10 protein-coding genes are annotated in these 13,588 nt (G+C 68.3%); 8 read left to right on the top strand and 2 right to left on the bottom strand.

The features are described 5' to 3' along the window. Window positions 1-20 precede the first annotated feature (20 nt). From F4554_RS18955 to F4554_RS18945, 3 genes are all read left to right on the top strand, one after another. Window positions 21-956, top strand: a complete 936-nt coding sequence (locus F4554_RS18955) for an SDR family oxidoreductase (RefSeq protein ID WP_238341343.1) — start codon at window positions 21-23, stop codon at window positions 954-956. Further along, window positions 956-1,537 (top strand): TetR/AcrR family transcriptional regulator, encoded by a 582-nt coding sequence (locus tag F4554_RS18950; protein ID WP_179788798.1) that lies wholly within the window; start codon window positions 956-958, stop codon window positions 1,535-1,537. The genes F4554_RS18955 and F4554_RS18950 overlap by 1 nt, the downstream gene beginning before the upstream one ends. A gap of 87 nt (window positions 1,538-1,624) precedes the next feature. Then, window positions 1,625-4,117, top strand: a complete 2,493-nt coding sequence (locus tag F4554_RS18945) for an excinuclease ABC subunit UvrA (protein ID WP_179788797.1) — start codon at window positions 1,625-1,627, stop codon at window positions 4,115-4,117. Window positions 4,118-4,242: 125 nt separating this feature from the next. On the opposite strand, the gene F4554_RS18940 is transcribed toward F4554_RS18945, so the two are convergent. Both F4554_RS18940 and F4554_RS18935 read right to left on the bottom strand, forming a co-directional pair. Further along, on the bottom strand, window positions 4,243-5,103 hold the full coding sequence (locus F4554_RS18940; protein WP_179788796.1) for a DMT family transporter: 861 nt from the start codon (window positions 5,101-5,103) through the stop codon (window positions 4,243-4,245). Between the two features lie 46 nt (window positions 5,104-5,149). Continuing rightward, entirely contained in the window at window positions 5,150-7,051 is a 1,902-nt protein-coding gene (locus F4554_RS18935) for an MGDG synthase family glycosyltransferase (protein ID WP_202889359.1), read from the bottom strand. 535 nt (window positions 7,052-7,586) lie between these two features. On the opposite strand from F4554_RS18935, the gene F4554_RS18930 reads away from it, so the two are divergent. The 5 genes from F4554_RS18930 to F4554_RS18910 all read left to right on the top strand — a co-directional run bounded on the left by F4554_RS18930 (window position 7,587) and on the right by F4554_RS18910 (window position 13,565). Next, window positions 7,587-8,405 carry a COG4705 family protein gene (locus F4554_RS18930; protein ID WP_179788795.1) on the top strand — a complete coding sequence of 273 codons (819 nt, stop codon included), beginning with the start codon at window positions 7,587-7,589 and terminating at the stop codon, window positions 8,403-8,405. 73 nt (window positions 8,406-8,478) lie between these two features. Beyond that, on the top strand, window positions 8,479-10,521 hold the full coding sequence (locus F4554_RS18925) for a glycosyltransferase family A protein (protein ID WP_179788794.1): 2,043 nt from the start codon (window positions 8,479-8,481) through the stop codon (window positions 10,519-10,521). Window positions 10,522-10,806: 285 nt separating this feature from the next. Then, the gene (locus tag F4554_RS18920; RefSeq protein WP_179788793.1) at window positions 10,807-11,466 is read left to right on the top strand and encodes a response regulator; all 660 of its coding nucleotides are present in this window, start codon (window positions 10,807-10,809) and stop codon (window positions 11,464-11,466) included. A gap of 56 nt (window positions 11,467-11,522) precedes the next feature. After that, window positions 11,523-12,779, top strand: coding sequence for an ATP-binding protein (locus F4554_RS33680; protein WP_179788792.1), 1,257 nt, complete (start codon window positions 11,523-11,525; stop codon window positions 12,777-12,779). 93 nt (window positions 12,780-12,872) lie between these two features. Next, window positions 12,873-13,565, top strand: coding sequence for a response regulator transcription factor (locus F4554_RS18910; protein WP_337796101.1), 693 nt, complete (start codon window positions 12,873-12,875; stop codon window positions 13,563-13,565). Window positions 13,566-13,588: the final 23 nt, after the last annotated feature.

Here is a 13,588-nt window from a genome sequence, read left to right as displayed (position 1 = left end):
GTCGAGTTGAATATAAATGGATGTTCGTTTATTATCCCGTTATGATCACACATGACTTGTCCGATCGCATCGCTGTGGTGGCTGGGGCGACAAGAGGGGCCGGGCGCGCGATCGCCATCGAGCTTGGCGCGCTGGGTGCAACGGTGTATGGCACGGGTCGGAGCACGAGAGAAGGCCGATCCGTCATGGACCGGCCGGAGACGATCGAGGGCACCGCCGAGAGGGTCACCGCGGCCGGCGGGACCGGCATAGCGGTCCGCTGCGATCACAGTATGCCGGGAGAGGTCGCCGCCCTTGCGGATCGGATTGGCGCCGAGTACGGCCGGGTCGACATTCTGGTCAACGACGTCTGGGGAGGGGACCATCTGGTCGACTGGGAGAAGAAGCTCTGGGAGCATCCTCTCGATGACACCCTCGCCGTGATCCGCAATGGGGTGGAAACCCATGTCATCACCTCCCACCACCTGCTCCCGCTGGTGTTGAAGAGCGATGGGGGTCTGGTTGTCGAGGTCGGTGACGGAAAGGGTGAGGTGCCCTACCGCGGCAACATCGCCTACGACATCGTGAAGTCCACCGTCGTGAGGCTGGCCGGGTCCCTCAACGCCGAGTTGTCGCCCAGCGGCGCGATGGCGCTCAGCGTGACACCGGGGTTCCTCAGGTCCGAGGCGATGCTCGAACGCATCGGGGTCACGGAACAGAACTGGCACGACGCCGCGGACTTCGGCGGCGGGTTCTTTGTGCATTCGGAGACGCCGCACCTGCTGGGGCGGGGACTGGCGGCACTGGCCGCGGATCCGGGTCGTTCCCGATTCGCGGGCGACAGCCTCGGCTCCTGGGACCTGATGCGCGAGTACGGGGTGGTGGACCTCGACGGGAGATCACCGGACTGGGGAAGCGTCGACGCCGAGGCCCGCCGGTCGATCGTCGACGACGGCTTCCCGGACGTGGGTGCCTGATGCCTCGGGTCAAGAACCTGAGCGATGAGGCCGTGTTGGCCGGGGTCCTCCGGTTGGTGCAGCGCATTGGCCCGGAAGGTTTCACCCTCGCCGCGGCAGGGGCCGAGGTCGGGTTGTCGGCCTCGACTCTGGTACAGCGATTCGGATCCAAGCGGGCACTCTTGCTGGCCGCCGACCGATGGGCGCTCGAGCGCTGGGTGGGCGGCATGGACGAAGTTCCGTCCGGCGGACCGGCGCTCGACCGGCTGATCGCCGGCCTGGTGCATACGGTGGAGCCGGAGACGAGGGCAGAGGAGATGGCCAACTCGGTTTCCCTGCTCCAGATCGCTCTTGCCGACAGCGAGTTCCATGCATCCACCAGGGACGGGGCTGTCCGACTGCGCGCCAAGATCGTCGAACGGTTGCGTGAGGCCACAACGAACAAGGAACTTCGGCCCGGGACCGACATCGATGCCTTGGCCGAGTTGGTCGAGATCACCTATCACGGGGCGATGATCAGCTGGGCCATTCACCGCGACGGCCGACTGGTCACCTCGTTGAGAGCGAGATTCGCCCAACTCCTACAGCCTTACCGCGTCTGACCGATGACCAGAAGCGACATAGATGGGGACTGCTGCACGACGAACTGCGGAGTTCCTTCCTGCCGTCGTCGGGAGAGGACCGAACGAATGAGAGCGTTCGCGCACGACATCGAGACCATCGAGGTGGTGGGGGCGCGTACCAACAACCTCCGCGATGTGACCGTAAGTATCCCCAAGAGGCAGGTGGTCGCTTTTACCGGGGTCAGCGGCAGCGGCAAGACCTCGTTGGCGATCGACACCATTCACAGCGAGGCGCAACTCCGTTACCTGGAAGGCCTCTCGCCGTTCGTCCGGCAGTACATCGCTCAGCAGAACCGCCCGAAGGTGGACCGCGTCGTCGGCCTCGGCGCGACCCTCGCCGTCGATCAGCGCCGGCTCAACCGCAACCCCCGGTCCACCGTTGCCACCATCACGGGCATCGACGGCCACCTCGGACTGCTCTACTCCCGGCTGCCAGGCACAGGCCCGGACGCGGTGCCAGGCGACGGCCACCTCACCACGGCCCACTTCGACCGGCACACTCCGGAGGGGGGCTGCTGTGTCTGCCACGGCGTCGGTGGTCGGTGGCGGGCACGGGAAGAGCTGATCATCACCCATCCGGAGCTGCCCCTCTTCGAGGGAGCCTCCCCTTGGTACGCGAAGTGGCGTTCCGGGGAACACGCCTTCATTCCCGCTCTGGCCGACAAGCGCGGCGTGGACCTCGCGCGGCCCTGGCAGTCGCTACCCGAGGCATTCCGGCACAACGTGCTCTACGGCACGGGGGAGGAGAAGCTCGAGGCCACCGTCGACATGCCGAACAAGAACGAGGCGTCGAGCTGGACGTACACCTCCAGCCACCCGTTGCGCGGAGCGCTCGCTGAGGTGGAAAGGGTCTTCGCAAACGCTGCGACGCCCAGCGCCAAGCAGCGCTATCTGCCGTACATGCGCAAGATGCCCTGCGCCACCTGCGGCGGCAGCGGCTACGACGACGTGGCCCGGTCGGTGCGGCTCGGCGGGCTCACTTACCCCGAACTGCTGGAAGTCGATGTCCGCGAGGTTCGCGGCTGGGGGAACCGGGTCACCGCCGACCTTGGCACCGGACAGCGCGCAGTGGGCGAGCCACTGCTCCAGGACCTGGTACGCAGGCTGAGAGTGCTCGACCGGTTGGGCCTGAACCACGTCCAGTTGTCCCGCAGCGCGGCCACCCTGTCCGGAGGTGAACTCCAGCGAACCCGGCTCGCGGCCCAGCTCAGCACCGAGCTCAGCGACATCACCTTCGTCCTGGACGAGCCGGGCACCGGCCTGCATCCGGCGGACAAGGCGCACCTGCTCGACATTGCGCTGGAACTACGGGCAGCCGGAAACACTGTGCTACTGGTCGAGCATGACCCGGAACTGATCGGCCGCGCCGACTGGGTGATCGACATGGGACCGGATGCCGGGCGGCTCGGCGGCGAAGTGCTCGTCTCCGGCAGACCTTCCGACGTCGCCGCGCATCCGCGGTCGCTGACCGGACACTTCCTGGCGGGGAAGGGGCCGCGACTACGCCGTGCCCGCCGACAGGTCGGGGACCGCACCGAATGGGTGGAGCTGTACGGGTTGTCCGCGCACAACGTGAGTGCGGGCCTGGTCCGCTTCCCCATCGGTCGGCTGACCTGCCTGACCGGGATCAGCGGCAGCGGCAAGAGCAGCCTGCTCGGCGCGATCGGTGCCGGGATGGAGGCGTCCTTGCACGGAACGACGGCCGACACCGTCCGCCGGGTCACCGGAGGCGAGGGCTTCAGCTGGGTCGCAGTGGTCGATCAGGAGCCGATCGGCCGGACCCCCCGGTCCACCCCTGCCACGTACAGCAAGGCGTTCGACGTCGTACGCAAGCTGTTCGCGGAGACCGACGAGGCACGCAAACGTGGCATCAACGCCTCCTGGTTCTCCTTCAACACGGCGAACGGCGGACGCTGCGAGCCCTGCACCGGCTACGGCCGCAAGCTGGTGAACATGCACTTCCTGCCGGATGTGTGGGTGGTCTGTGACGCCTGTGAGGGCCGTCGCTACATGGAGGAGGCCCTGGAGATCACCTACGAAGGGATGACCATCGACGGGGTGTTGGAACTGACGGTCGCCGAAGCCGTGGAACGTCTCACGGAACAAGGACAGTTGGCGGGAGCGCTGGAGGCCCTGGACCGGGTCGGCCTCGGCTATCTGCAACTCGGCCAGAACGCCACTGAACTGTCCGGCGGCGAAGCGCAGCGGCTGAAGCTGGCCTCGGCTATCCAGCGTGGTGCGGCTGGCCGAAAGGCCGGACTGGTCGTTCTCGACGAGCCTGTCTCCGGCCTGCACCCCTCTGACATCCAGCGGATGGTGGACGCCTTCGACCTGCTGCTGGACTCAGGTAACACCGTGGTCGTTGCCGAGCACAACATCCCCGTCGCCGCCTCCGCGGACTGGGTGATCGACCTGGGGCCGGGCGCGGGCCCGGACGGCGGGGCAGTGGTCGCGGCGGGCACACCGGAGGAGGTCGCCGGCGCCGACACCCCGACCGCGGGCTTCTTCCGCCGGTACGCGGCGGGCCTGCCGCTGCTGGGCGAACCCGGCGACGGATGAGGGAGTGTGCCCGGAACGCCAGGTCCCTGCGTGCGCCCTTCCACCTGGCGCGCACGTAGCCGAGCGACGCGGGTCCCGCACGGCTGGGTGAGGGGAGCTTCTGCCCAGGGCCCGTGGAGGCGTTGTCAGGTGTGCGAATCGGGATCCACGGCCCGCTGGGCGAGGGTGCCCAAACCGTGGCCAAGCGCGATCAGCGCCAGGGCGTCAACGGCAGCGACCCCCGCACCGAAATGTGGCATCTCGCCGAGGAGTACGGCGCCGAGGGTGATGCTGGACAGCAGGGCGGTCAGGTCCTGGGCTGGGAGGGACCAGGAAAGTCGGCCGCTGGCCAGTGCCGCCTGCGACAGCAGGACCCCCATCAGGCCAGTGATGGCGAAGGTGGCGGCGCTGGGTGACCACAGGGCGGTGGCACCTGTCGCATCGACCTCGAGCAGAGTCTGACGGACGAAGACAGAACTGACACCCAGACACGTTCCGGCGGTGATGCCCAGTGTGAGCGCGCGCCAGCGCGGGTCATGGACACCACCGTCGCGGAGATAGATCCCCACGCAGGCGCAGGCAGTGACTATTGGAGCGACGACCACCATGGTCAGCCACGGCGGGGCTTCTGGACGTGACCTCGAGGCATGGTCGGCGACGACGATGACGGCGAGTCCGGCGACCACCTCGGCGGCTGCGACCAGCTGTGCCGCTGAAAGCCGGCGCTCACCCATCAGCGCCTCAAGTGGGAGGGCGAAAAGAAGCCCTGCCAACGCGAGTGGCTGAACCAGGGCCAGAGGCCCGAAGCGCAGGGCGGCGATGTGGGCGAACACGCCGACGTCGACGCAGACCGTTCCGGTCAGCCATCGGCGATTCGTGGCGAGGCGCCGGACCAGTCCCCACTGCAGCGTGCTCCCGCCGGCTTTGGCGACGCTGGACTGGAGCGCGGTCCCGACGCCGAACAGTATCGACGCGCCCAGGGCCAGGGCGATCGCCAGGCCAGTCACGGCCGCCTACCTGGCGGCATCGGGTGCAGAGCGGATGAGCGCAAGGTCACCGCTCGGCTCGAGCGGTCGCGACAGACACGACACGTAGTCCGCGAGCGGTACAGGCACGACGCAGCGTGGCCAACTCGGCCGGGAGTGCGTGCGGAGGAGCGGCGCGGTCGTCGATGAGTACGACGCTCCCCGGCCCGGCGGCCGAGTGTGCCGAACCAACCGGGCTGGTAGGCGTTGCGGCGGCGGCGCGAAGAGGTACGACGCGGGTGACGCGGAGCAGTTTTGTGGCGTTCACCGCGGCCAGCACCAGGTCGTCCGGGTCGATGCTGCCGACCGAGAGCATCAGTGGCGCCACTGCGATGTGTCGGTGCGACAGTTCGCGGCGGATGCGCCCGGCGTCACAGCTGCTGGGTTGGCTGAGCATTGCGACCTCGTCGCAGGGCTCGGTCACCAGGGTCACGCCTGCGGCAGTGAGCTCACGTGCCGCCCGGACGTCAGCCGGTGTCCACCCTTTGGTCGGGACGACGACGGCTGCCGCAGCGTTGCGCAGGGCGGAGGTGAAGGAGGTGAGCCTGTGCGGCGCCACACCCTCCACCGCTATCGCGACGCTGCCCGGGGCCAGCGTGGCCACGGCGAAACCGTGGCGGGTGGCCGCATCCACACCCCTGGTCGTTCCCAGGGTGACCATGGCGGTGGTCATGAGTGCGACGGCCGCTACCCGCCATCGGCGCGAGCGCCGGGGCACCTTGGGGCGGCGTGTGGCGCTCGCCGCCGAGGGCTCGGTAGCGGGCATGCGGCCGGCTCGCAGTCGTCCCTCATGTAGGTCGGTGACGACCACCGACGCCGCATCATCGCCTGAGTCAGCCAGGCTTTCCCGCAGTCGAGTGGATGCGCCTGGGCTCAGCTGACGGTCCAGAGCCGCGCACAGGTCCTCGAACGTCTCTGCACGGGGCGCGATGCCGTACCGCGCCAGCACGTCGCCGTTGGCCTGCCCATGTCCGGTGATGCACGCGAAGGTCACCGCGGGCAGCCCGGCTACGAGTGACTCGGTGAACGACAACCCGCCGGCGTTGTGAACCAGGACGTTGCCCAGGCCCATCAGTTCGTGGACGTCGTCGCGCCAGCCAAGGGCGAGGACGCCCGGGCGTCGCTGGAGCGTTCGTCGGAGGTGGTGGTTACGCCCGCACAGCACCAGCGGAACCACTCGGCCCGTCGCAACGAGGGCGTCTACGGTCTCAGGCACCCGGCCCATGCCGAGGGAGCCGGCGACCACGATCGCCAGGGGACGTTCCGGATCGATTCCGAGCTCCGCTCGCAGTTCGGCGCGGCGGTGTTCGGGCAGTGGTGTGCCGAAGCGATCGGGCACGAGCGGTCCGGCGGCTGTCATCGGGATTCCGTAGGCGAGCTCTCCCTGTTCGGCGGTGGCCGGAAGCACCGTGAGGTGCCGGTCGATGTACTCGCAGACCCACAGCCGGTGCACGGCGGGGTCGGTGAGGTAGGTGACCGTTGGCACATCGAGCGCCCCGCGCTTGACCAGCAGTCCCACGCACTGACTTGCCAGGGGGTAGGTGGAGACCACCGAGGCGGCATCTGTACACCACCGGGCGACAGTGCGGGTGGCGAGCCTGGGCAGCAGCAGGCAGAGCCACCGCACCGGGCCGGTACGTTCGATGCTGGTGAACAGCCAGTCGTAGAAGCGGGGCGCGTGCGTCACGCTCGCCGCGTAGCCCGACCGCAACACGAAGCGCATCCAGCGTGGAAGGGCGTCGAGGAAGTCCCGGCACTCCACGTCCAGGCCCAGTTGCATCAGCCGTCGGCGAAGCTCCTCGGCCGCACCGTCGTGACCCGCACCAACGGACCCGGAGATTATGAGCACACGGTCACGGCTCGTCCGGCGCGCCTTGCCCAGATGTTCGACGTGTCCCGCCGCCTCGCCAATGCGGACGTGGGGATTCACCGAAGCACAGCCTCCTTCGCTCGCAACAAGCAGGCCTCCTCGTCCGGACTCACCTGAGGTGAGTCGGTTCGGATATCTGCCTGGTGCGGCGAACACGTCTCGGGCAGCAGACCTCTGGCCGCGAGGATGGTACTACAAAAAAAGTAGTAGCACGACCTGGGTAAGTTGCTCGGAAGACGAGCCACCACGACGCCGTCGAGGACTGGCGCTCGCCGTCACCGCCGTCACGGTCGTTGCTCTTGCCGCATCCGCGGAAACCGCACGAGACACCGAGCACCAGGTTGAGATCGCCGAAGCTGCCTACGCTCGGACGTTCCCAGCGTCGGGCGTTCCACACGCAGGGCTGCTGTACGCCGTACAGGATCGGTGGGAATCGGCCGCGCGCGGGACCGACCGCCCGTGAGCTCGCCGCTCACTGCGCCGAACATCCCACGCGTGCCCCGACCTGTCAGGTTGTGTGCAGGCTTCTTCTTACAGGCTGGCCGGTATGACGAGTGCGGTGCGCCTGGAACCAACCGAAAGCCCATTGCGGACCATGTTGAACAAGGTCCCCGAGGTGACGCTGTACTTCTGGATCATCAAGATTCTGTGTACGACGGTCGGTGAGACCGCCGCGGACTACATGAACGACACGCTGGGCTTCGGCCTGGACAAGACCTCCTACGTCATGAGCGCGGCCCTGATCATCGCCCTGGTCTTCCAGTTCCGCGCCCGCCGCTACGTCCCCGGGATCTACTGGCTCTCGGTGGTCCTGATCAGCGTCGTCGGCACCCTCATCAGCGACAAACTGGCCGACGACCTGGGAGTACCCCTCGTCGTCACGACCATCCTGTTCGCGGTGCTGCTCGCGATCACGTTCGCCGTCTGGTACGCCAGCGAGCGCACACTCTCCATCCACTCGATCGTGACCCGCCGGCGGGAGACCTTCTACTGGCTGGCGATCCTGTTCACCTTCGCCCTGGGCACCTCCGCCGGTGACCTGTTCGACGAGAAGCTCGGCGTGGGGTACTGGCCGACGGTGGGCATCGTGGCGGCACTGATCGCCCTGATCGCGGTGGCACACCTGGGACTTCGGCTGAACGCGGTACTGGCGTTCTGGGCCGCCTACATCCTCACCCGCCCACTCGGCGCCTCGATCGGTGACGGCATGTCCCAGCCGGCCAAGAACGGTGGCTTCGGCCTGGGCACGACCGGCACCAGCTTCATCTTCCTCGCCGTCATCCTCGCCCTCGTCGTCTTCTTGTCCCTCACAAAAGTGGACCGCACCGAGAACCACGCACCCGATCCCGGCTCGGGCGATGAGTCAGATCAGCGCTACGGGCGCCACCTCGCCGAGTCAGACGGTTTGTCCTGATGAGAAGCCGGGGAACCTCATCGACGCGTGTGCACCACGGCGGCACGAGGAGCTGACCAGCCTGGGGGATTCAATGATCAAGGCCAGTGTCGTCGTACCCGTCTACAACCCCGGTCCGTACCTCCAGCAGTGCGCGGAGTCGTTGCTGGGTCAAAGCCTTCCTCCCGACGAGTACGAGATCGTCTTTGTGGACGACGGTTCCACCGACGACTCTCCCGCGTGGCTGGACGCGCTCGCCGCCGCCCACCCGCGGGTACGGGTGCACCACCAGGAGAACTCCGGCTGGCCCGGCAAGCCGCGCAACGTCGGGGTCGAGCTCGCGCGTGGTGAGTACGTGCAGTTCGTGGACCAGGACGACGAACTCGCGCCGGAAGCCCTGGAACGCATGTACACACTGGGCTCCCGCAACAGCGCCGACATCGTGCTCGGCAAGGTCGGCGGGACGATGACCGGTCCCAGCAACGTTTTCGCGCACACGATTGCGTCGTGCACCGTCGCGGACGCGCCGCTGATCGAGAGCCTCACTCCGCACAAGATGTTCCGGCGCTCGTTCCTGCTGGGCAACGACATCCGGTTTCCAGAGGGCAGGGTCCGCCTGGAGGACCAGCTGTTCATGGCCCGCGGGTACACCCGCGCGAAGTCGGTCTCCATCGTCGGCGACTACGTCTGCTACCTCTGGATCCGGCGTGACGACGGCGGCAACAACAGCGGCAACGCCCTCAACCTGCGGGCCTACTACGGCAACCTGCGCGAGGTGATGGACGCCGTCGTGGAGGGCACCGAGCCCGGCGAGGTGCGCGACCGGTTGCTCCGGCGTTTCTTGCGGGTGGAGATGATGGGCCGGCTGCGGGAGCCGAGGCTCAACCGCTACTCCGAGGCCTACCGCAACGCGGGCTACAAGGAGGTACGCAAGCTCGCCCTGGAACGCTTCGGGTCCGGCCCCGGTGGCGTGGTCGACGGTTTGGCGCCGATCATGCGGTTGCGGGTCACGTTGCTCCAGCGGGACCGGCTCGACGGTCTGAGGGAGCTCGCCCAGCGGTGTGAGAACGTGCGCGCCGAGGTGTCGGTGGAGTCGGCGGGCTGGCACGATGGTGCGTTCCGAGTTGGCCTGCGTGTCGGTCTGGTGCACACCGACGGGCGCCCGGTCGTGGTAACCGAACGCGCCGGAAGGTATCACCTCGACGACGAGCTCACCGCCGGTCTGCCCACCCTCCCTGACGGGTGGGACGTCGGCGACCCGTGCGAGCACGTGACCGGTGAGGTACGTGCCCACCATCGCGAGACCGACACCTGGTGGTACGCCAGCGAGCCCCTGCGGGGCTCGCTGGAGCCTCTCTCCCACGACGGCCCGCAGCCGCGCTACCAGGTGGTCGGCACGGGAGAGTTCACCCTCGATCCGGACCGGCTGGCCGGTGGCGCGCCGTTGGCCGGCGGCCGTTACGAGCTGTGGGTGTCAGCGCAGATCCTCGGCCTCGGCCGTCCGCTGCGGATCACACTGGACGGCCGCCAGCGGCGGGACGAGTCCGTGGTCCCCGCCCTTGTCGGTAACCCAGCCCGGATCGTCGTCCCCCAGCGCACACTTCCGGTCGGGCAGCTGACCCTCCGGGTGGACGACCGGGACCAGGCACTCGCCGGCGCGGTCGCCTCGCTGGGGGTCGGCCCACTGCACGTCAGCGGGTCCCACCTGAAACTGTCACTGCCGGTACGCACCGGCCCGGGAGCAGGGCAGCACGACGTCGAGGTGGTCGTCGGGCGCGCCGGCTCCGCGCACACACTGCCGGGCCGGATCGTGCCGGCGCAGTCGGCGGTGCTGGCGCTGGATGACGTACCCGAGCTGCCAACGGGCCGGCACCCGCTCGCCCTGCGCACCGACTCCTCCGGCCGGCGGCCTGCCGCCCAGATCGGCGTGGCGGTCGTTCGCGAGGGGCGGATCGTGGCCGTACACGGCATCGGCTACCGCGCCCTCCCGCGCCGGCTACTCGTACGGCTCACCGAAGGCCGGCGGCTGCGCCGCCGCGCCTACTGGCTGCTGGGAAAACTGCCGGAGGAGCAGGCGGAACTGGTGAAGAAGGCGGTCCGGCGCGTCGCGCGGTGGTCCCCGCCAACCTCACGTTGACACGCGTCAGGGCGCCCAGGGTCGCCAACAGGCTGTGCGGATCCAGGAGGTTCATCCCACCTCGCTTCTGAGGCGGCCGCGCACCTCATCCCGGTCGGCGACCTCTCGTCGACCAAGCGCGTATGTGGCGGCATGCCTCCGGCTGTCTAATACTACGATGATGGTAGTAGATGTTTGGGCGCCCCTAAGTCTGGTGTGGGTGACGACATGACCACGCCTGGCAGGGGAACCCGGGGCGGCCGGTGCGAGGCACCCGACGTAGGAAGCACGGCTATGGTGACCGCCGTGTCGACAGTAGCGGTCTGTGAGGACGACGCCGCGTTACGCTCCGTGCTGGCTCGCGCGATCCGGTCTGCCGGGCATAACGTCGTGATCGCCCACGACGGAGGCGAGGCTTTGCGGGTGTTTCCCGGCGCGTCGCCGGATGTGATGATCATCGACATCGGGCTTCCGGACTCCGACGGCCGCGACGTGTGCCTGGCGTTGCGGGCCAACGGCGTGTCCGCGCCGGCGTTGATGCTGACCGCTCTGGACGCCATCCATGACAAGGTCGCCGGCTTCGAGGCGGGCGCCGATGACTATCTGACGAAACCGTTCGAGCTTCCCGAGTTGCTGGCGCGGATCTCGGCACTCGGCCGCAGGCACGTCCAGACCATGGAGCCTCAGCAGGTGCTTCGGCTGGACTCCTCGCGGCACGCTGTGACGTTCGGCGACCGGACCCTTCCACTCACGCCGACGGAGTTTCGCATCCTCGCCAAACTCGTCGGCAGTGCCGGTCAGGTCGTCCGGCGTCACGCCCTGGTCGCGGCGGGCTGGCCGATGGGCGCTGTCGTCAACGACAACACCCTGGACTCCTACATCCGCCGGCTTCGGCGCAAGGTCGAGGAACTCGGCGCCCCGCATTCGCTGGAGACACGGCGGGGTGTCGGCTACACGTGGCGATAGGTCATCTCACACTCAGGGCGCGCCTGGTCGCTACGACCACGGTCGCCGCCTTGGTCGTGGTGGGCGTGCTTGTGGTCGGTGTCCAGGTCCTGCTCGCTCACGTCACACGTACCGAGTCGATCAACGCCCTGCGCGACCGGGCGGACGCAGCAGTGACAACGGTGCGCGGCACGCCCGAGCACCCACGGGTGCTCGACGTTCCGGCCGACTCCCTTGATCAGAACCTCTGGATCTACGACCTGCGTGGCAACCGGATAGACGGCCATGCACCTTCTCCTGGTCTCGCGCGTGCAGTGGCATCGCTGAGCCGGACCTCCCGCGAAGCCTCCCAGGTTGTCTCCGGCCGGTACCGCCTGCTGGCGCTTCCCGCGCGCAGCCGGGGCCGCGGTCCCGTCGCGGCCGTGGTGGTCGCCGGCGTCGACCTCGCTCCCTACGAGTCGTCAGAGCGGCGCGGCCTGTGGTTGTCGCTCACCTTGGGCGGGCTCATCGTCGTGGCGGCCGGTACCGCGTCCTGGGCGGCGGCGCGGTACTCCCTTCGCCAGGTACGCCAGATGGCGCGACGAGCCGACGACTGGCGTGAACACGACCTGTCCGGCCGCTTCGCGCTTGGGCCACCCCGGGAGGAGCTGACAGAGCTCGCCCAGACGCTCGACCGGATGCTGGACCGGATCTCCCGGGCGATCGTCACCGAACGCCGGCTGACCGATGAGGTGGCCCACGAGTTGCGCACCCCGCTCACCGCGATCCGTTCCGAAGCCGAACTCGCCCTGCTCGACCCAAACGTTCCCGACCCGACACGAGCAGCCCTGCTCGCCGTGGTGAGGGCCACCGAGCAGATGAACCAGTCGATCTCGACGATCCTGACCGTCGCGAGATCGGCACACGCGGAGGACCGGACCTCCACCACCGCCGCGGCCGTCCTGGACGAGGTGCGCCACCGCGTAACAGGAAGGGAGGGTGTCACGATCACCATGGTGCCGGGCACCTCGCCGGTGCCTCTCGCCGCGCCGCAGGCTGTCGTCGTGGCGGCCCTGGCACCCCTCGTCGACAATGCCGTTCGCCACGCGCGCACTGCCGTAACGGTCGAGGCCCGTACTGTGCATCCGCGGGTGCACCTCGTCGTCGAAGATGATGGTGACGGCGTACGAGCCGAGGACGCCGAACTCGTCTTCTCTCCTGGGTACACCTCGGCCGGGGAAGGCGCCGGCCTCGGGCTGGCCCTGGCTCGCCGGCTGGCCCATTCCGTCGGCGGAGTGGTCCGCGCGGAACCGTGCGGCAACGGCCGCTTCGTGATCGACCTGCCGGGGACGTGACCTGTCAGGTTGTGTGCAGGTTTCTTCCTACAGGCTGGCTGGATGACGACTACGCGTCCATTGTGCGAACGCGGCGGCAAAGATGGACGAGTCGTGGCGGAGCTGCCGGTCCGGGTGTTGATCGTCGACGACGAGCGCTACCTCGCGGAGATGATTGCCTCCGCGCTGCGCCTTGAGGGATGGCACGCCGTGGTTGCCTGCTCCGCCGAGGATGCGGTGGCCAAGGCGCTCGACTTCGAGCCGTCCGCGATCGTGCTGGACGTGATGCTGCCCGGCACCGACGGTTTCGCGTTGTTCGCGGCACTTCGCGCCAAAGGGGTGGACGCGCCGGTCGTCTTCCTCACTGCACGCGACGCTACCGAAGATCGCATTCGCGGGCTCACCATCGGTGGTGACGACTACGTCACCAAGCCGTTCAGCCTGGAGGAACTGATTGCCCGGCTGCGTGCGGTGATGCGCCGCGCGGCCATCACAGTCCCGCGCGGCGCCTGCCTGCGGGTCGCCGACCTGATGCTCGAGGAGGACTCCCGCGAGGTCCGCCGCGGTGACCGGCTGATCGAGCTGACCCCGACGGAGTTCGAGCTGCTGCGGTTCCTGATGCTCAACGCGCGCACGGTGCTGTCCAAAGCGCAGATCCTGGACCGCGTCTGGAACTACGACTTCGGCGGCACGGCCAACGTCGTCGAGCTCTACATCTCCTACCTCCGCCGCAAGATCGATGGCGGTGCTGAGCCGCTGATCCACACCGTCCGCGGTGTCGGCTACGTCCTGCGGCCCCCGCTTTGATGGCTCAGGGCACCAGGACGTGC

Origin of the sequence: Actinopolymorpha rutila (assembly GCF_013407855.1) — a bacterium.
GTDB lineage: Bacteria > Actinomycetota > Actinomycetes > Propionibacteriales > Actinopolymorphaceae > Actinopolymorpha > Actinopolymorpha rutila.
This window is presented reverse-complemented; position numbering and strand designations above follow the sequence as displayed.